General features: G+C 37.6%; 15 protein-coding genes. 11 read left to right on the forward strand and 4 right to left on the reverse strand.

The genetic code is table 11. The features are described from left to right. Positions 1–3 precede the first annotated feature (3 nt). The 4 genes from JNUCC51_RS13710 (at position 4) to JNUCC51_RS13725 (ending at position 2594) form a co-directional block, all read left to right on the forward strand. Positions 4–615 (forward strand): NUDIX hydrolase, encoded by a 612-nt coding sequence (locus JNUCC51_RS13710; RefSeq protein WP_337988532.1) that lies wholly within the window; start codon positions 4–6, stop codon positions 613–615. A 670-nt stretch (positions 616–1285) separates the two neighbouring features. Further along, a complete protein-coding gene (locus tag JNUCC51_RS13715; RefSeq protein ID WP_337988533.1) occupies positions 1286–1750 on the forward strand; it encodes a hypothetical protein in 465 nt (154 codons plus the stop codon). A 22-nt stretch (positions 1751–1772) separates the two neighbouring features. Further along, positions 1773–1964 carry a hypothetical protein gene (locus tag JNUCC51_RS13720; protein WP_049663279.1) on the forward strand — a complete coding sequence of 64 codons (192 nt, stop codon included), beginning with the start codon at positions 1773–1775 and terminating at the stop codon, positions 1962–1964. A gap of 18 nt (positions 1965–1982) precedes the next feature. Further along, entirely contained in the window at positions 1983–2594 is a 612-nt protein-coding gene (locus tag JNUCC51_RS13725) for an alpha/beta hydrolase (RefSeq protein ID WP_337988534.1), read from the forward strand. A gap of 83 nt (positions 2595–2677) precedes the next feature. Here the strand turns inward: JNUCC51_RS13725 and JNUCC51_RS13730 are convergent, their stop codons facing one another. The 3 genes from JNUCC51_RS13730 to JNUCC51_RS13740 all read right to left on the reverse strand — a co-directional run bounded on the left by JNUCC51_RS13730 (position 2678) and on the right by JNUCC51_RS13740 (position 6566). Further along, positions 2678–4795, reverse strand: a complete 2118-nt coding sequence (locus JNUCC51_RS13730) for an MMPL family transporter (protein WP_337988535.1) — start codon at positions 4793–4795, stop codon at positions 2678–2680. 113 nt (positions 4796–4908) lie between these two features. Beyond that, positions 4909–5925 (reverse strand): inorganic phosphate transporter, encoded by a 1017-nt coding sequence (locus tag JNUCC51_RS13735; protein ID WP_337988536.1) that lies wholly within the window; start codon positions 5923–5925, stop codon positions 4909–4911. Between the two features lie 20 nt (positions 5926–5945). After that, the gene (locus JNUCC51_RS13740; protein WP_337988537.1) at positions 5946–6566 is read right to left on the reverse strand and encodes a DUF47 domain-containing protein; all 621 of its coding nucleotides are present in this window, start codon (positions 6564–6566) and stop codon (positions 5946–5948) included. Positions 6567–7053: 487 nt separating this feature from the next. On the opposite strand from JNUCC51_RS13740, the gene JNUCC51_RS13745 reads away from it, so the two are divergent. Both JNUCC51_RS13745 and JNUCC51_RS13750 read left to right on the forward strand, forming a co-directional pair. Continuing rightward, positions 7054–7740: an ABC transporter ATP-binding protein gene (locus JNUCC51_RS13745; RefSeq protein WP_337992231.1), complete on the forward strand. Its 687-nt coding sequence runs from the start codon at positions 7054–7056 to the stop codon at positions 7738–7740. Position 7741: 1 nt separating this feature from the next. Beyond that, a complete protein-coding gene (locus tag JNUCC51_RS13750; protein WP_337988538.1) occupies positions 7742–9061 on the forward strand; it encodes an ABC transporter permease in 1320 nt (439 codons plus the stop codon). A 140-nt stretch (positions 9062–9201) separates the two neighbouring features. Here the strand turns inward: JNUCC51_RS13750 and JNUCC51_RS13755 are convergent, their stop codons facing one another. After that, on the reverse strand, positions 9202–10362 hold the full coding sequence (locus JNUCC51_RS13755; RefSeq protein WP_337988539.1) for a class I SAM-dependent methyltransferase: 1161 nt from the start codon (positions 10360–10362) through the stop codon (positions 9202–9204). A gap of 471 nt (positions 10363–10833) precedes the next feature. On the opposite strand from JNUCC51_RS13755, the gene putP reads away from it, so the two are divergent. The 5 genes from putP to JNUCC51_RS13780 all read left to right on the forward strand — a co-directional run bounded on the left by putP (position 10834) and on the right by JNUCC51_RS13780 (position 18238). Further along, positions 10834–12324 carry a sodium/proline symporter PutP gene (putP, locus tag JNUCC51_RS13760; RefSeq protein ID WP_337988540.1) on the forward strand — a complete coding sequence of 497 codons (1491 nt, stop codon included), beginning with the start codon at positions 10834–10836 and terminating at the stop codon, positions 12322–12324. Positions 12325–12482: 158 nt separating this feature from the next. After that, positions 12483–13769: a GTPase HflX gene (hflX, locus tag JNUCC51_RS13765; protein ID WP_337988541.1), complete on the forward strand. Its 1287-nt coding sequence runs from the start codon at positions 12483–12485 to the stop codon at positions 13767–13769. Between the two features lie 407 nt (positions 13770–14176). Further along, positions 14177–15664 (forward strand): peptide MFS transporter, encoded by a 1488-nt coding sequence (locus JNUCC51_RS13770; protein WP_337988542.1) that lies wholly within the window; start codon positions 14177–14179, stop codon positions 15662–15664. 604 nt (positions 15665–16268) lie between these two features. Further along, the gene (locus JNUCC51_RS13775) at positions 16269–17414 is read left to right on the forward strand and encodes a M20 peptidase aminoacylase family protein (protein WP_337988543.1); all 1146 of its coding nucleotides are present in this window, start codon (positions 16269–16271) and stop codon (positions 17412–17414) included. Continuing rightward, entirely contained in the window at positions 17414–18238 is an 825-nt protein-coding gene (locus JNUCC51_RS13780; RefSeq protein ID WP_337988544.1) for a GNAT family N-acetyltransferase, read from the forward strand. The genes JNUCC51_RS13775 and JNUCC51_RS13780 overlap by 1 nt, the downstream gene beginning before the upstream one ends. Positions 18239–18255 lie beyond the last annotated feature (17 nt).

Below are 18255 nucleotides of genomic sequence, written 5' to 3' on the forward strand. Positions count from 1 at the left end.
AAAATGGAACAAGAAATTGTGAAAGTTTTTAATGAACAGCATGAACAGATTGGGACAGCAACTAGAGCAGAGGTACATGAAAAAGGACTTTGGCATGAAACATTCCACTGTTGGCTTGTCAATGAGGACTATATCTATTTCCAAATCCGTAGTTCACAAAAAAAGGACTACCCTGGCTTGCTTGATATTACAGCGGCAGGGCATCTATTAGCAGTAGAGACAGTAGAATCAGGAATTCGTGAAGTGAAGGAAGAGCTAGGGCTCGATGTCGACGTACACGAAGTTGTTAAAATGGGCATGACATCATGTAGTATCGTTTCAGAAAACATGATTGACAATGAATTTTGTCATGTTTATATATATCCGTTCAAACATGATTGGGAATCGTTTAAATTGCAGTATGAGGAAGTGTCAGGGGTCGTTCGAGCAAAACTTGATGAGGCAGAGGCATTCTTTTTAGGAGAAACGGCTACTCTGAATATTGAAGGCTATGAATATTTCCCTGATGGACAACGAGCGGAAATTGTGCGCCCAGTAGGCACTGCACAATTTGTTCCTTACCGTGAACTATACGTTGCTCATGTTATTCAGTTTGTAAAAGATAAAATGTTATGAATTGTGGGAGACTAAAAAAGTCTTCCATAAGAATTTTAGCAAAAATGTAAAAGGTAAAATCCACTTCGCTTTCCTTGGACAGTGTATGAGCCGCATCGGTGCGCTCTTGCTCTATCCGCAGGGAGCTTAAGCGGATTTTTTTTGTCTTTATAGGAAAAATGATTAGGCTCTGATTTCTTGTCTCATCATCAATTTTGTTAAAGAGTATGTCATGTATATAAGTTGATCTTCGTTCCTTCTGGGTGACTCCTTTGGGATTAGTAATAGGGGAAAGAAGGCTAAAAACGTCACGTCCTGTGATAACGCCGTCTACGTTATAGTGATGTGATTTTCTAATTTGGGTCGCTCATCTTAATTTAGGGATGACGTTTTGTTAAAACGTATGCTATGCGAATAAGTTGATTGGAGTGGAGATTGGGCGACTCCTTGGGGATTTAAGGGAACGAAGGCTAAAACCATCACATCCTTTGATAACGCCTTCGTGACCAACATCGTGCTGGCCCGAGACCCTGCAGCGAAGCGACAGCACAAAGCGCCCAATCGGAACGGAAATCAACCTACACGTTATGGACATCAAACTTTACTTTTAGTACTACCTATTTTACTTCAATATAACAGGAAGAATAAGTTATACTAAAAGAGATATTGAATAGAAAAGGAGCATTTTTATATGCTAACATTTGAACAAAAGCAAGCCATCATCGACTCATTTCCTGAACTTACGAAGAAGGAAATTTCATTGAAACGCCTAAATTATCACTTTATGGACAGCCTTTATGAAAAGACCATTGTTGTAGAAAAGCTACATCCAAATGGCAACGGCTTCGTTTTTGTCGGTGATTTATTGCGTTATGAGGAAGAAGCAAACGATAAAGGCCTAGTAAATATTCGAGACTACGATGAACAACAGCTTCGTGAAATTATTGAAGATGCCATTCAATATTTATCGGAAGAAGAAGAAGAGCAAGAGCCGATTGAAGAGCTTTGGCAAAATCGTGAAGGTGCTCAATTAAAGTTAGCCTTTGAGCAACGTTCTTGGAATATTTATCATGGAGAAAATTTAGAGGAAGCCTTTGGTACACAAGAAGCGGCGAAAGAATATTTACTAGAAGAAGGTTTTCGTAAAAAGAAATAAGTAATTCGGGGGATAAAAACGAATGAATGGGAAAAAAATAGTGGGAGTAGTTATTGTTGCTGTTATAGCTGTTTGTTTATTTTCGGTGTTTACAATTACAAAGTTTTATAAAGACCATGAAGAACAGCCAAATCGTGAAAATCGAGAAATTAATAAGTCAAAGAGCTTGAATTTAATTTTGCCACAGGCTACAATTATCTCGAATTCAAGATAATCGAGAGGTGGACTGTAAATGCAACATGTTTTTCATAAAGGAACAGATGAAACAAAACCAATTTTTTTACTGTTACATGGTACAGGTGGAAATGAACAAAGCTTAATTGGCCTTGCAAAGGAAATTGATGAAACAGCAAGTATTTTAAGCGTTCGTGGAAATGTCCTTGAAAATGGTATGCCACGCTTTTTCCGTCGCTTAGCGGAAGGTGTTTTTGATATAGAGGATTTAATTTTCCGTACGAAGGAATTAAATGACTTTTTATTAGAAGCTGCACAGCAGTATGGATTTGACCGTAATCGAGTGGTTGCTATTGGCTACTCTAATGGCGCGAATATTGCTGCCAGCCTATTATTCCATTATAAGGATGCTCTAGCAGGTGCAATACTGCATCACCCTATGGTGCCTAGACGTGATATTGAATTGCCTACACTTTCTTCAATCCCTGTCTTTATCGGTGCTGGGACAAATGATCCAATGTGTTCTGCCCAGGAATCTGAGGATTTAGAGGAGCTTTTAACGTCGGCTGGGGCAGATGTGACAACAGTATGGTTTAATTATGGACATCAGCTAACAATGCCTGAGGTAGAAGCAGCAAAAGAATGGTACGACCGTATTTATTCAAAATAAGAAAAATCCGCAACCTTTGAGTGAGGGAGAGCTCACGGAAGGTTGCGGATTTTTTTACTTCATTCAGTCGACTTCAGAAGTAATTATGATCTATTTTGTTTCTTCGCGAAGGGTAGCCACCAATTCCAGTCCCCAAATAGCTTCATAAGACTTGGAACGAGCATTAGACGAATAATAGTTGCATCGATGGCGACTGCAATAGCTATACCGACTCCAATTTGCTTCACAGGCATTACATCTGTAAAAGCGAATGCCCCTGTAATAACAATCATAATAAGTGCTGCAGACGTAATGATACGACTTGTAGAGGTTAGACCGTCAATCGTTGCACGTGTATTATCCGCCCCTTTTTGATATTCCTCTTGAATACGTGATATTAAAAAGACTTCATAATCCATACTTAAGCCGAATACAAGACAAAAAACAATTACCGGGATAATAAGGACAATCGTACCGGCTTCAATCCCTAAATGTCCATATTGGAAAATATAGACAAGAATGCCGAAAGCTGATGAAAGTCCAATGATATTCATAATAATCGCTTTCAGTGGGATTAAAATAGAGCGGAAAGCGAGCATTAAAATAAAGAACGTTGAGACGATAATAATGGATACAGCCAAGAAAATTTTACTGGAGATTTCATCGAAAATTTCTTGGTTGAATTTCGCATGACCTCCAAGAGCAAAATCGACACCTAAATCTTTATCTTTCCATGTTCGAGCGAATTGTTGAGCGGTAGTTGATGAACCGGCTGCATCCAATGTAATGGGGATAAAGAGTTGCTTATCTTTAGAAAACGTATTTAGTATTGGTTTTAATTGTTCTGCCACTTGTGGAGTTTTCAAAGAAGCTGTTAGTTCCTCAGGTGACTTAATGTTAGCCGTCGTATAAATGGTTGATACATGACTCACTAGAGGGTCATCAAGTAATTTTTCTTGAATATTAAAAATAAGCTCTCTAGCCTCACTATCTTCCCAGCCTTCTTTACGTTCTGCTAGCAAATATAAAGTTGAGGTATCACCGAGTCCGAACGTTTCATCTAACTGATCATAAGCTTCACGTGCCTCATATTTTGTCGGCAATGAATCCACCTGAGGAATTGTAAGTTTAATATCCTTCAACGGAACCATACCAATACCTAGTAATAATAATGCCGCAATAACGATGGTAACAGGATGTTTCATGACAAAGCCAGCAAAGCTACGCCAACGATTTGCTCCACCAGGCTTTACACGTAATAAGCGCCATTTATTTAGGTTATCTCCTATTAGCATCATCGTAGCAGGTAGCAAGGTTAGGCCAGAAAGTACTGCAAGGAATACAACAATTGCGCCTCCTAAAGCGATATTGTGGAAAATCTCCACGTCAATAACAATCATTGCACCTAAGCCAATCATGACACAAACAGCAGAAAAGATGATAGAACGGCCAGCTGTCTGTATAGCTGTTTGAATAGCCTGAACAATGGATGTGTGGGCACGTTCTTCGCGATATCGATTAATAAACAACAATGCAAAATCGATGCTTAATGCAAGTCCAAGCATTGGTACTATATTTAACACAAAAATTGATAAATTGACATTACCGCTAAACAAAGTCAAAATTCCAAACGCAGCTACAACAGTAACAATGCCGATAATGATAGGTAAGATTGAGGCTATGACAGTACCGAAAGCAAGTAATAGCACTATGATAGCGATTGGTAAGCCTATTGCTTCCGCTGATGCTAAATCCTTTTGACTTGCTGTATTGATGTCTTCTGAAATAACTGGCCCACCTGTAATGCTCACACCGTCATTCTCTATTAATGAACGGATGTCTTTCACAACATCAGGTAGATGATCAACATTATTTTTAATATGAACCATAGCATAAGCTATACCATTCTTTTGTAAAGAAGCATCATCAAGTGGTGACTGGATTGAGTGAATCTCTTTAATTTTTTTCAGTTTTTTTAATGTATCTTCAATTTTCTTATCGTCCGCTGGATTGAAGACAACCAAAATGGTATCTGCAGGCAAATCAAATGTTTTTGCAAGCTCATTTGTTACGTAGGTATGATCTCCTTTAACAAAAAAACCGTCTCCATGAAGCTTGCTTGGAAGTTGTATTGCAAACATAGCCAAAGTAATAAAAATTACGAACCATAAGGCTACGATAGCTTTAGCGTGGGCAGTTATAAAAGCTGAAAAAGTTTTCATTGTAGGTACTGTCCTCCTTTTTAAAATAGTGTAAAGGATGTGCCACATTTTGTCGTGTGACAATATAAAGACTCCTGTTCAACAAGGAACAGGAGTCTTAGTATGCGATCAAATTAGAAGAATAACGATAACAAAAAGTAAATAATAGCTGCCATAACTGCAGAAATTGGCATTGTAATTACCCAAGTAGTTACGATTTTACGCGCCATCCCCCAGTTTACACCGCGTACACGTTGTGCAGAGCCGACACCCATGATAGAGGAAGAAATAACGTGTGTTGTAGATACTGGTAGGTGAATTAATGTAGCACCGAAGATTACTGATGCAGATGCTAAATCTGCTGCAACTCCGTTTACAGGTCGGATTTTCATAATTTTACCGCCGACTGTTTTTATAATTTTATAGCCGCCGATAGAAGTACCAAGCCCCATTGCAGTTGCCGCTGCAGCTCGTACCCAAAACGGAATTTCATCTCCTGTATGCAAACCTCCAGCGATTAACGCCATCGTCATAATCCCCATTGCCTTTTGAGCATCGTTTGTACCATGTGTAAAAGATTGAATTGCGGCAGTGAAAATTTGCATCGTACGGAAGCCTTTATTCGTACGATATAAATTTAAGTTTTTAAACAATAATTTAAACAGTGTCATCATAATAAAGCCGGCGCAAATCGCAAGAATTGGTGATAGCACTAAGGCCATAATGATTTTAGTAAAACCGCCATAGTTTAGAACTCCGAAGCCAGCAGATGCAACTGCTGCACCGGCAATGGACCCAATTAGAGTGTGTGAAGAACTCGATGGAATACCGAAATACCATGTTAGTAAGTTCCAAATAATAGCGGAGATTAATGCTGCTAAAATAACGATTGATCCGGTCGTATCTCCTTCAAAGGCATTTAAAGAGAATGGATCCACAATGTCTTTTGTTAAAGCCTTTGCAACACCGACGAAGGTAATAGCTCCGATAAAGTTCATTGTCGCAGCCAACATGATAGCTACGCGAGGTTTCAATGCTCTAGTGGAAACTGAGGTTGCAATAGCATTTGCTGTATCATGGAAGCCGTTGATAAAGTCAAATGTTAGGGCAAAGATAACTACCAGTACAGTAAGTATAATGATTGTGTTCATTGTAAGTGCCCATCTCCTAATTACGCGTTACGCATGATAATTGTTTCCATAGTATTTGCAACGTTTTGGCAATAATCAGCGATATCTTCAAGTTGTTCATATATATCTTTATATTTAATAATTCGAATTGGATCTTTTTCATTTAAAAATAGTTTTTTAATAGACGAACGTTGAACTTCATCACATTCACGCTCGTAATCTTTAATAAGAATTGCGTGTGGACGCATGCCAATAAGATTCTTTTTCTTTAACTCTTCTGTTGCTTTAACAATTTCATCAGCACTTTTTGAAATATAACCTAAGAAAATACGCATTGACTCGTCAACTTCTGTTAGAGAGAACATTTCAAAATGAGCGATACAATGCTCCGTACCATCTAATACGTCGTCCATACGAATTGCGAATTCTAGAATGTCTTCGCGTTCGATAGGTGTCATAAATGATTTGTTTAGCATCACGATTAGTTCGTGAATGAGCTTATCACCAGCTGTTTCGTAATTTTTCATAGTAATGCTAATCTCTTTTAGGTCAGCCACGCTGTTAATACGAAAATCATTTGCGTAATGTACGGCCTCTCTCATATTCTCAGCAATTTTATGCAAAGCTATAAAGAAAGGGTCTTGTTTTTTTGAGTTAAGCATGTAAATCGAATCCTCCTGGATATAAATAAATTGGCCTCTAAACTTTACTATCATAACAAAATCTTTAAATTATCTACATAAAATTCTTCTATTCTACAGAAAACTTTACAATCCTGTAATATACAATTTGTTCACAAAATAATAAGGGTATCTCTGTATTTGTTTTTACTAATACAGATAAAGGCCTTGAAAATAGGGTTTATAAAGAGAGCTCTATCTGTTTAATACAAAAAGATACTATTTGGACATAAAATATTGATTAAATTTTCGAATGAATTGTAAAGAGAATGTAAAGAAAATGTTTTGCTAATAGTCTTCCATTTTCTTAAGAATATCTTCATTTTTATCCTTCCACTTTATTAAGAATTATTTACTACAATGGGGAAGGAAAGGCTCGTAACCTAAAACTTAGGATGACTTTTGTAGGAAATCAACTCTAGTTTTTGCTGATGAGTCAGAAGAATGTGGAAGGAGCGTTTATTTGAAAATGATTCAAGTTGAGAACTTACAACATACATTTATAATTGGAAAGAAAGGTAAGGAAAAGCAGGTTCCAGTATTAAAAGGTGTCAATTTTGAGGTGAAAAATGGAGAGATTGTCGCAGTTGTTGGGAAAAGTGGCTCCGGGAAATCAACCTTATTACAAATATTGGCTGGATTTATGAAATCTGAACAGGGATCTATTATGGTAAACGGAAAGGAAACAGCTCATCTCTCCGAAGTAGAAAGTGCAGCTTTTCGCTTGCAACAGTTCGGATTTATCTTTCAAAACTTTCAACTAATGCCAGGCTTAACAGCGTTTGAAAACATTGAACTACCATTGAAGTTGCAGGGTATCAAGAAAGCTGAGCGTATAGAAAAAGTGAAAAAATTAATGGACAAGGTTAGTTTAACGGAAGTGGCAGACCACTACCCAAATGAATTATCGGGTGGTCAGCAACAGCGTGTTAGTATTGCAAGAGCCTTAATTACAAATCCTCCTATTTTGTTGGCAGACGAGCCTACAGGAAGTCTTGACTCGGAAACTGAGCAAGATATATTGCTGCTCATTCAAAGTCTAAACCGTGAGCTTGGTTTAACATTTATTATCATTACTCACGACGAGGAAGTAGCAACAATAGCTCATCGACGTTTCCGCATGTACGATGGGGAACTCGTGAAGGAGGAAGCGTAACATGTTATTTAAAGATCAATTAGACTTTGTTACACAACATATAAAGAAAAATAAATTACGCGTATTTATGACAGTACTAGCGGCAACGATGGGCTGTGCATTTTTGATTGTCCTTGCATCAGTTGGATTTGGGCTTCAGGATTCCATACGTAATGAAATATTATCAAATGAAAAAGTTACGAAAATTCAAGTGTTTGGTAATGATCAATTTACAGAGGACCAAATACACGAAATAAAAGGTATAGAACATGTGGAAACGGTACTCGAGACGATTACTGTCAATGCATCCGCACATTCATTTTTTGAGGGTCGTGATACTCAATCTAATTTATATGTTGCTGACATGCATGATTTTGAGCAAGTAAATGGCAAACTTACGGAAGGGAAGTATCCAGCAAAGCCAAACGAAATCGTTGTAGGTTATCATTTTGCTCAAACATTAGTCAATGATGCTGAGCGCAAAATTATTGAAGAAAAGAGTAAAAAAGCTGAAGCGGAAGGCACTTATTATAATGGTAGTGAGGAAGGTTATAAGGGTTCATTAATTGGTAAAGAGATCGAATTATCATTAATGCCACGTACTGATGGGGCAGAAGAGACAGAGAAAATGAAATATACGATTGTCGGTGTTATGAAGAAGCCTTCTTATGATTGGATGATCGATAACTCAGTTTATATGGATACAGAGCAAAAGCCGATGCTAGCTACAAATTTAGTTGCAACAGGTAAGGTAAAAGAGGATGACATGCTTTATTCGGAATTTAATATTTTTGCGGATAGCATGGAAAATGTAAAGTCGATATTAGACAAACTAAAAGACAAAGGCTATAGCGTTTATTCCGTTACTGAACAATTGGATAAAATGAATGTATTTTTCCTAGTTTTAAAGATTGGTTTAATATTTGTTGGAACAATTGCTGTCTTGATTGCTTCGATTGGCATTTTCAACACAATGACAATGGCTGTTACAGAACGTACTCGTGAAATCGGTGTTTTAAAGGCTATTGGAGCAAGTCCAAAGCTTATTCAACGATTGTTCTTAATGGAAAGTACATTCATTGGTGTTATTGGTACTTTGATAGCTGTAGCCATTTCATATGTTATTAGCTTTGTAGCAAATGCTGCATTGCCTTTAATTCTAAAAGCAGCAACAGGGGAAGATGCTTTTGGTAGAAATGAAATTACATTCTCCCTTATTCCTTGGCAGCTTGTTCTTATCGCTTCAGCGATTAGTATTGGGGTAGCGATGATTTCAGGCTATCGTCCAGCACGTAAGGCCACAAAAATAGACGTTATTCAAGCATTACGACAAGAACTATAATTGAAAGGGCGGTCCAGAAGTTATTGGACCGCCCTGTTAATTTAAATTGCGCGACTTTGAAATACTCGCGGAAGGATAGAGAATACCCGTGCCTCCTCATGAGATACTCACGCTACGACCAACTATAAATAAAGCGATTCTTATAGGTAAGCTTGTAATTCATTCGCTAAAAACGGCTTGGCATTTAGCAACTTTAAAAAGGTATCGTAGTTAGCGCGCTGTTCAGAGCTTGGCTTTTTACCTGTATGATAAGCTCGTATTAAAATGTTTTTTGGTGTATTTTCCATATCTATAAACTCTAGCAATTGTGCCTCATAGCCAACGAGTGATAAAATTTCCGCTCGAATTGCATCTGTTGCGAGCGCTGCAAAACGTTCGCGTACGAGACCGTGCTGAAGCATGATATCTAGTGCTGGTGTGTTAAGCTGGCGATTTAATTCATGCTGACAACAAGGGACACTTAAAATAACGCTAGCTCCCCATTTCACAGCACGAGCTAATGCCATATCGGTGGCAACATCACAAGCGTGTAGCGTCACCACCATATCCACTGCAGATTCATCATTATAATCATTAATATCTCCAACTAGAAATTCTAGCTGCTCATAGCCTAAATCCTGTGCAATTTGTGAGCATTCCTCAATGACTTCCTTCTTTAAATCCAAACCAGTGACACGAATGTCTAGGCCTTTTTCGATTTTTAAATAATGGTATAGGGCGAATGTTAAATAGGATTTGCCTGAGCCAAAATCTAAGATACGAACCTGACGATCCTTTGGCAAATATGTTAATGCATCATCAATAAATTCGATGAAGCGGTTGATTTGTTTAAATTTATCGTATTTTTGTTTTTTTATTTTTCCTTCTTCTGTTTGTACTCCAAGACGAATTAAAAATGGGTAGGGCTTATCTTCTGCTAGTAAATAGTTTTTCTTGCGATTATGTGTTAAATTGACTTGCTTTGGTGCTGAGGATTTATCGGACTTCCATAGTACTTTGTTCTTTTTTGAAAGCTGTACTTGTACTTTTTCATCAATAAAATCAACATGTGCTTGACGAAAATCGTTAAAAAATGTTTCTAGCTTCTCACTGAAATTTTCCAATAGAACATTTTCGTGTTTTAAAATGCGTTCAAATTGATATTCAACTTGTATATGGTAAGCATCCTTAAGTAATAAAGGTTTTAACTTTATACGCTTTACTTCGTTTGACTTCATACGTGGTTGACTGATGGTAGCAGTAACGAGTTGCTGTTGTAAAATACGCTCCATAAGCTGAGCTTTCATTTCTTCAAATGTCATATATTTCGCCTTCTTTATCGTGTTATAGATGGCACTAGTTTAACACAATTTAAGAAGCGCAATGCTAGTATAAATTTCAGTATTCATTTTTTGAATATTTATAGGTTATTTTGCATATATGTGGTATTTTAATTATAGAGAATTTTTTAACTTCTTTCGACAAGCGTATTGGTAGCGACAGATGTTTTATGTACCGAAAGCGAAGCGACAGGTACAGATGTTTTATGTACCGAAAGTGAAGTGACAGGTACAGATGTCTCCCACTTCTATAGTGAGATGAATGTGGGGTTTAAGTTACTTTTTAGCGGGTGTCCAAACATCCACTGAAATAGATGAACTCAGTCTAAGACGCCACATCCTGTGGTAAAGACTGAGTGACCAACATTGCGTTGGTCTGAAGCCTCCTGCGGATCCCAAACGCAACGAGGCATAATTGTTTAAAAAGATTAAAGGGGAAATAGGGGGAAATTTATGTCTGAAAACATGTATCAATTACTTGCTATTATTATTTATATGATCGCCATGCTTGGAATCGGATGGTATGCATTTGTTAAAACATCAAATTTAACGGATTACATGCTCGGTGGGCGTTCGCTTGGCCCTGCTGTTACAGCGCTAAGTGCAGGTGCAGCAGATATGTCTGGCTGGCTGTTAATGGGTTTACCGGGTGCGATATATATATCTGGGTTAGTTGAGGCATGGATTGCTATTGGTTTAACGATTGGTGCCTATTTGAATTGGTTACTTGTAGCACCGAGACTACGTGCATATACACAAGTTGCTAATGACTCAATTACTATTCCGAGTTATTTAGATAATCGTTTACGTGACAACACAAAGCTAATAAGAATTGCGTCGGGTATTATTATTTTAATCTTTTTTACATTTTATGTTTCTTCAGGGATGGTTGCAGGAGGCAAGTTTTTTGATAGTTCATTTGGCTATGAATACCATACTGGTTTATTGATTGTATCTGCTGTTGTTGTGGCATACACATTGTTTGGAGGATTTTTAGCGGTTAGTTATACAGACTTTTTACAGGGGCTAATTATGTTTATAGCACTTATTTCTGTACCGTTATTTGGATTGTTTTTAACAGGTGGAATTGGAGACACAATAGCATCTATTAAAGCTGTAAATCCTGAACACCTGAGCTTATTACCTGCAACTGCAACTGCTACGGCAATCATTTCATCAATTGCATGGGGACTAGGTTATTTTGGACAACCACATATTATCGTGCGCTTTATGGCAATAAGTTCAGTAAAAGAAACAAAGCAGGCACGTCGTATCGGTATTGGCTGGATGATGTTAAGTTTATTCGGAGCGATTGCAACAGCTTTAGTAGGTGTAGCTTATTATGAGCAAAATGCAGGTGAGTTAAAGGACGCTGAGACAGTATTTATTGTACTTGGCCAAATCCTATTCCATCCGTTTATTGCAGGTATAATGCTAGCTGCCATTTTAGCCGCGGTGATGAGTACAATTTCATCACAACTAATTGTTACTTCGTCAGCACTTGTAGAAGACATTTACAAAGCTTTATTTAATAAAACAGCAGATGATAAGCATTATGTTTTTATTGGCCGTGTAGCTGTTTTAGTTGTAGCAATTATCGCAGCAATTTTAGCATGGAATCCAGATAGTTCTATTTTAGGCCTAGTAGGCTTTGCTTGGGCTGGCTTTGGTGCAGCATTCGGTCCAGTAATATTGCTGTCCCTATATTGGAGAAAATTAACGAATTACGGAGCTATCAGTGGGATGATAGCAGGTGCTGCAACCGCCTTCGTTTGGGGGAAAATAAAGGTCTTATCTGATACATTATATGAGATTGTTCCAGGCTTCTTCGTATGCTTAATCGTTGCGGTTATTGTCAGTATCTTGACATATAAACCAAATAAAGATATTGAAGACGAGTTCAATCGCACTGAGGTATTGTTAAAAGAAGAACGTATGAAATAAATAAATGTAGTGCGCCTTTTTGTATAGAAGGCGCATTTTTTACGATATACATCTATTAAAGATAAGATAACTACTAAACAACACGAATTTGGACATTATATGGTAAGATGAAGAAAATTTGTCGTAGTAGCATCAAGGCATTGGTGGGAGGTTTGTGGATGGATAGAATTAAAGAAGTAGATATATTGGTGGAAAGAGCTATTTTAGTTGGCGTAAATTTACGGAATGATAAGCATTTTGATTATTCAATGGAAGAGCTAAAAAATTTAGCTGAAGCTTTAAATGTTGAAGTTGTCGGCGTTGTCACACAAAATTTAGAGCGCATTACGCCATCTCATTATGTTGGCACTGGGAAAATTGAAGAAATAAAAAATTTTTATGATGAAGCACAAGCAAATTTAGTGATTTTTAATGATGAATTATCACCTTCACAAATCCGTAACTTAGAACGTGATTTAGAGACGAAGGTTATTGATAGAACGATGTTGATTTTAGATATTTTTGGACGTCGTGCTAAAACAAGTGAAGCGCAGATGCAAGTCGAGTTAGCACAATTGCAATATATGCTACCACGTTTAGTCGGCTTGCATGCATCTCTCAGCCGTCAAGGTGGTGGCACAGGTGGTGGCTTTAAAAACCGTGGTGCTGGTGAGACAAAGCTCGAGCTAGACCGTCGAAAAATTGAGGATCAGATTTCGAAAATAAAGAAGGAGCTAGAACATGTAAAGGAGCAACGAGAGACGCAGCGTAAACAACGACGCAAAAATGCCGTTCCTGTCGTTTCCATTGTCGGCTATACGAATGCTGGTAAGTCAACTATTATGAATCAGCTACTTTCGAAAATAGGACAAGAAGAGCATAAACAAGTGTTTGAGAAGGACATGCTTTTTGCCACACTTGAAACATCCGTCCGTCAAATAGAATTAGCTGATAAAAAGACATTCCTATTAACAGATACAGTTGGTTTCGTTAGCAAATTACCGCATCATCTAGTGAAGGCATTCCGCTCAACATTGGAAGAGGCTCGTGATGCCGACTTATTACTCCATGTTGTAGATGTTTCCAATTCTGAGCACGGCTTTATGATGGAAGTAACAAATGAAACACTTAAGGCAGTTGGCGTTGAGGGAATCCCGACAATTTATGTGTATAATAAAGCGGATATAGCAAACGTCCCTTATCCTGTTGTTAGTGGTGATAATGTTTGGATTTCTGCGAAGCAAGGGATTGGCTTAGAAGACTTATTGCAAATGATACGTCAGCATATTTTCTCTGATTATGTAACATGTAAAATGCTCATTCCGTATGAACAGGGGAATATCGTCTCTTATTTAAATGAACATGCCTCTGTCTATGAAACAGCATATGAAGAAAATGGTACGCTGCTAATGCTAGAGTTAAAAGAAGCGGATTATGCAAAATTCCAACAATATGTAATTAAATAATAAATTACATCATTGTTTTAAAAGCATGCTAAAAGCACTTTGTGTTTCTAGCATGCTTTTTTGTAATCGAAAAAGCGAATTTGTATCTTTGTGAAAGAAATTATAGATAATACTAGCTTTTTTGTTTAAAAAGTAAAAAGTCTGACTATAAAATATTTTAGAATAATTTCAAGGCGTTGTATAAAATTGTGGATATTAAAGTATCAGAAAACTTAGGGATATCAATAGGTTTGGTACAATTCTATGAAAATCATTCTGAATTTAAAGAAAATGTCCAAAATTCCAACATTTTTTAAAACTCTTGAAAAAGTTTTTAAAACACTTTAGTATGATGAAATAAAGTTTTTATCCTTACTTTTGGGTAATAATATTATTATTGAATAATGAAATCGGGAGAGGATATTTTTATGTCTACTAAAGATGAAATTGTAAAATCCGTCCCTCAAAATGGCTTTGTCGGACACCCTAAAGGGCTCTTTACATTATTTTTCACTGAATTTTGGGAACGATTCTCATACTACGGTATGCGAGCAATTCTGATTTTCTTTATGTATTATGAATTGCATGAAGGCGGTTTAGGCCTAGATCGTGGAACAGCAAACTCAATTATGGCTATCTACGGATCAATGGTTTACATGTCAGGGATTATCGGTGGTTGGATTGCTGACCGAATATTAGGTACACGTAGAACCATTTTTTATGGCGGCGTGTTCATTATGTTTGGGCATTTCCTGCTAGCGTTACCTGGTGGCGTAAGTATGTTATTTGTTTCAATGTTCTTTATTGTTATTGGGACAGGCTTATTAAAACCGAACATTTCAAGCATTGTCGGAGATATGTATGCTGAAACAGATAGTCGCCGTGATGCAGGTTTTTCAATTTTCTATATGGGTATTAATATGGGATCATTCCTTGCACCTTTAATTGTCGGAACAATTGGACAAAAGTACAATTTCCACTTAGGCTTTGGTGTAGCAGGGATCGGAATGTTAGTTGGTTTAATTATTTATAAATTAACAGAGAAAAAATATTTAGGGATAGCAGGGTTACAGGTAAACAACCCATTATTGCCTGAAGAACGTAAAAAAGTCTTTACACGATTTGGGATTATAGCTCTACTTATTATTGTTGCTGGGGCAATTGGTATTAAAACTGGCGTATTAACAATGAATGTCTTTAGTTTAATTATTACGACACTGGGTGTATTAATTCCAACGGTGTTCTTTATTTATATGTACCGCAGTGAGAAAACAACGAAGGATGAGAAGTCCCGCATACTCGCTTATATCCCTTTGTTTATATCGGCTGTAATGTTTTGGGCAATCCAAGAACAAGGGGCAACTATTTTAGCAACGTTTGCAGATAGTCGTACACAATTGGATATTGGTGGTTTCCATATTCAATCTTCTTGGTTCCAATCGTTAAACCCTTTATTCGTCGTTACAATGGCTCCGTTATTTGCCATGTTATGGATGAAGTGGGGAGATAAGCAACCATCTACACCGCGTAAATTTGCTTATGCATTGTTCTTTGCAGGAATGTCATTTGTCGTGATGATGATTCCAGCGTATTTATCTGGTGGTAAAGATTTAGTAAGCCCATTGTGGTTAGTATTATCATTCTTTTTAGTTGTAGTTGGGGAGTTATTATTATCGCCAGTAGGTTTATCAGCTACTACAAAATTGGCTCCAAAGGCTTTTGCTGCACAAACAATGTCACTTTGGTTTTTAACAAGTGCGGCAGCGCAAGCAATCAACGCACAACTTGTAAAAGTCTATGAAGTGGTAAGTGAATTCACATACTTCGGTTTCTTAGGCTCATTATCAATTGTTTTAGGAATAATCATATTGATACTTTCGCCAATTATTTCAAAGGCGATGCGAGGTATTAACTAATAATAGGATGTAAGTGCAGTTATTCAAATAACTGTACTTGCATCTTTTTTGTTTTTAACCGAAGAGATTGGTAATCATTTGTCGGAACGTCATAAAGCATCCAAATAATAATGAAGAATAATTTTTGTGATGCTAAGGTACTCTAAGTATTGTTTTATTTGGCTTATCATCAAAAGTTGGGGTTGGCATTTGTTAAAACGTATTCTATGTAAAGAAGTTGATTAGAGTGGAGGCTAGGCGACTTCTTAGGGATCAGCAATAGAGGAGCGAAGGCTAAAAGCATCATTTCCTGTGATAACGCCTTAGTGACCAACATCGTGTGTGCTGTCGCTTCGCTTTCGAACAGTCAAAACATGTCGCTGACGCTTCTCTTTCGCGCCAAAAACATATGTTGGCCAAAGCGGCTCATCAGATGTCCTACAGAGAAGCGCTCAGCCGGAACGGAAATCAACCACTCATTATGAATGAACTATTTATCTACCTGAAAGCGTTTAGTCTTATCATGTAGTTAATTTGCAGATTGAGGGAATATGTTTTTGTATAGAAAAGATTTTATTTTCGTTATAATATTCTTAATAGTATGATTTTTGAGAGGTTGGTTGCTATGAAGGAAGCTTTAAGTCGTTTGAGGCCAAGATTAATGGAAATTTTCACGTATTTGCACGCGCATCCGGAAATAAGCTGGCATGAGGTAGAAACAACGAATTATATTGTTGATTTACTAACACGTGAAGGTTTTTCACCAATACGCTTTAAAAACAGTACAGGGCTTTATGTTGATGTAGGAAATGGTAATCCTAAAGTCGGTTTGCGTACGGACATTGATGCGTTATGGCAAGAAGTAGATGGTGAATTTCGTGCGAATCACTCCTGTGGCCATGACGGACATATGACGATGGCAATCGGTGCTCTATTACTTTTGAAAGAGCTGGCTCCATCATTTAACGGTACAATTCGGGTGATTTTTCAACCAGCTGAAGAAAAAGGAACAGGTGCTTTATCAGTTTTAAAAGAAGGAATCATTGATGATCTAGACTTTTTATTTGGTGTCCATGTAAGACCTGTCCATGAGCTTGAAGACGGTACATATTGTGCCGCGTTGTATCATGGAGCCTCTCGATTACTTGATGGAGAGATCATCGGAGAAGATGCCCATGCTGCAAGACCGCATCTCGGCGTGAACGCTATTGAAGTAGGGGCTACTATTATCGATGATTTAAGAACGCTTCATACAGACCCAATGGTTCCTGTATCAATTAAGATGACCAAATTCCATGCTGGAGGAGAATCTGGCAATATTATTCCTGGAAGTGCATCGTTCACCATTGATATACGAGCTCAACAAAATGATGTGATGGGTGCACTTGCGCAGGGAGTAAAAAGGGTTATTGATTCTTCTAAGATCTTGCATAAAGTGCAGATTGAATTACGTACAGTAGCAAATGTAGTAGCTGCTGAGGTAGACCCAACTGCTCAATATATTATGGAGCAGGCAATCGTTCAAGCAACCGGGTTGTCAAATTTAAGAAAGCCAGTTTATACACCTGGAGGAGAGGATTTTCATCACTATGCTGTTCAACGCCCGCATTTAAAATCTACGATGTTAGGTTTAGGCTGTGGGGTAACACCAGGACTACATCATCCAAAGATGAAATTTAAGCAGGCGAGGCTTGTAACGGGGGTTGAAATCCTTACAAGAGCGGTATTGTTAGCATTAGAGTCAGGGAAATCAGAGGAGGGATCAGCATAATGTTAGAGAAAGTACGTATTCAAAAAATAATGGCACCTACAGAGATCGCAGAAGTACAAAGTTTGAACGAAAGTATTTGGGGAAGTCAGGCTATTCCCTCACATCAGTTGTTAGCAGCTGTACAAAATGGTGGATTAATCCTTGGAGCGTATTTAGACGAAAAGTTGATTGGCTTTAACTACTGCTTTGTTGGCTATCGACATGGAAAAATGTATTTACACTCACACATGATTGGTGTGGAGAAAACATATCGTGAACAAGGTGTAGGTGAATTATTAAAGCATGCCCAACAGGAATATGCAAAAGAACATGGGTTTCAGCTTGTGATTTGGCTATTCGATCCGCTAGAAGCATATATGGCTAATTTATCATTTTTGAAGCTCAATGCATTTAGTTTTCAGTACGAAAATGATTATTATGGTCCGCTCAAGGATGATTTTAACGAGGGGCTACCTTCAGATCGAATTGTAGTTGAATGGTGGATTGAACGCGATCGAGTGGAGGATTCCCTAGATGAACTGGAAGAAGAAGCTGAAGAAATTGTACCGTGGTCTTTAACGGTAGATGGCTTACCAGTGCTTGATATTGAAGGTGAATTTCAGCAAGAGCAATTATATTATAAGGACGCCTATTTATTGCCGATTCCTCAATTTTTACAAAAGATGAAAGTAGAGAATCCTCGGCTTGCAGAGGACTGGCGTTATAAAGTACGTACTATTTTAACAACATTGTTTGAACAAAATTATGCAATTGTTCGAGTAAAAAAGAATAAGGAATATGTTCATAGCTATCTATTAGTCAGACGCTCCTTATTAGCTTTATAATAAGGATAAGGAGTGAA

The organism is Lysinibacillus sp. JNUCC 51, from assembly GCF_015999525.1.
Lineage (GTDB): Bacteria > Bacillota > Bacilli > Bacillales_A > Planococcaceae > Lysinibacillus > Lysinibacillus xylanilyticus.

What these genes read in the sequence shown, in the direction of transcription:
- JNUCC51_RS13720 (WP_049663279.1), top strand. Translation starts at nt 1,773, where the DNA reads ATGAATGGGAAAAAAATAGTGGGAGTAGTTATTGTTGCTGTTATAGCT.
- hflX (WP_337988541.1), top strand. Translation starts at nt 12,483, where the DNA reads ATGGATAGAATTAAAGAAGTAGATATATTGGTGGAAAGAGCTATTTTA.
- JNUCC51_RS13780 (WP_337988544.1), top strand. Translation starts at nt 17,414, where the DNA reads ATGTTAGAGAAAGTACGTATTCAAAAAATAATGGCACCTACAGAGATC.
- JNUCC51_RS13730 (WP_337988535.1), bottom strand. Translation starts at nt 4,795, where the DNA reads ATGAAAACTTTTTCAGCTTTTATAACTGCCCACGCTAAAGCTATCGTA.
- JNUCC51_RS13775 (WP_337988543.1), top strand. Translation starts at nt 16,269, where the DNA reads ATGAAGGAAGCTTTAAGTCGTTTGAGGCCAAGATTAATGGAAATTTTC.
- JNUCC51_RS13725 (WP_337988534.1), top strand. Translation starts at nt 1,983, where the DNA reads ATGCAACATGTTTTTCATAAAGGAACAGATGAAACAAAACCAATTTTT.
- JNUCC51_RS13735 (WP_337988536.1), bottom strand. Translation starts at nt 5,925, where the DNA reads ATGAACACAATCATTATACTTACTGTACTGGTAGTTATCTTTGCCCTA.
- JNUCC51_RS13770 (WP_337988542.1), top strand. Translation starts at nt 14,177, where the DNA reads ATGTCTACTAAAGATGAAATTGTAAAATCCGTCCCTCAAAATGGCTTT.
- JNUCC51_RS13740 (WP_337988537.1), bottom strand. Translation starts at nt 6,566, where the DNA reads ATGCTTAACTCAAAAAAACAAGACCCTTTCTTTATAGCTTTGCATAAA.
- JNUCC51_RS13750 (WP_337988538.1), top strand. Translation starts at nt 7,742, where the DNA reads ATGTTATTTAAAGATCAATTAGACTTTGTTACACAACATATAAAGAAA.
- JNUCC51_RS13710 (WP_337988532.1), top strand. Translation starts at nt 4, where the DNA reads ATGGAACAAGAAATTGTGAAAGTTTTTAATGAACAGCATGAACAGATT.
- JNUCC51_RS13745 (WP_337992231.1), top strand. Translation starts at nt 7,054, where the DNA reads ATGATTCAAGTTGAGAACTTACAACATACATTTATAATTGGAAAGAAA.
- JNUCC51_RS13755 (WP_337988539.1), bottom strand. Translation starts at nt 10,362, where the DNA reads ATGACATTTGAAGAAATGAAAGCTCAGCTTATGGAGCGTATTTTACAA.
- putP (WP_337988540.1), top strand. Translation starts at nt 10,834, where the DNA reads ATGTCTGAAAACATGTATCAATTACTTGCTATTATTATTTATATGATC.
- JNUCC51_RS13715 (WP_337988533.1), top strand. Translation starts at nt 1,286, where the DNA reads ATGCTAACATTTGAACAAAAGCAAGCCATCATCGACTCATTTCCTGAA.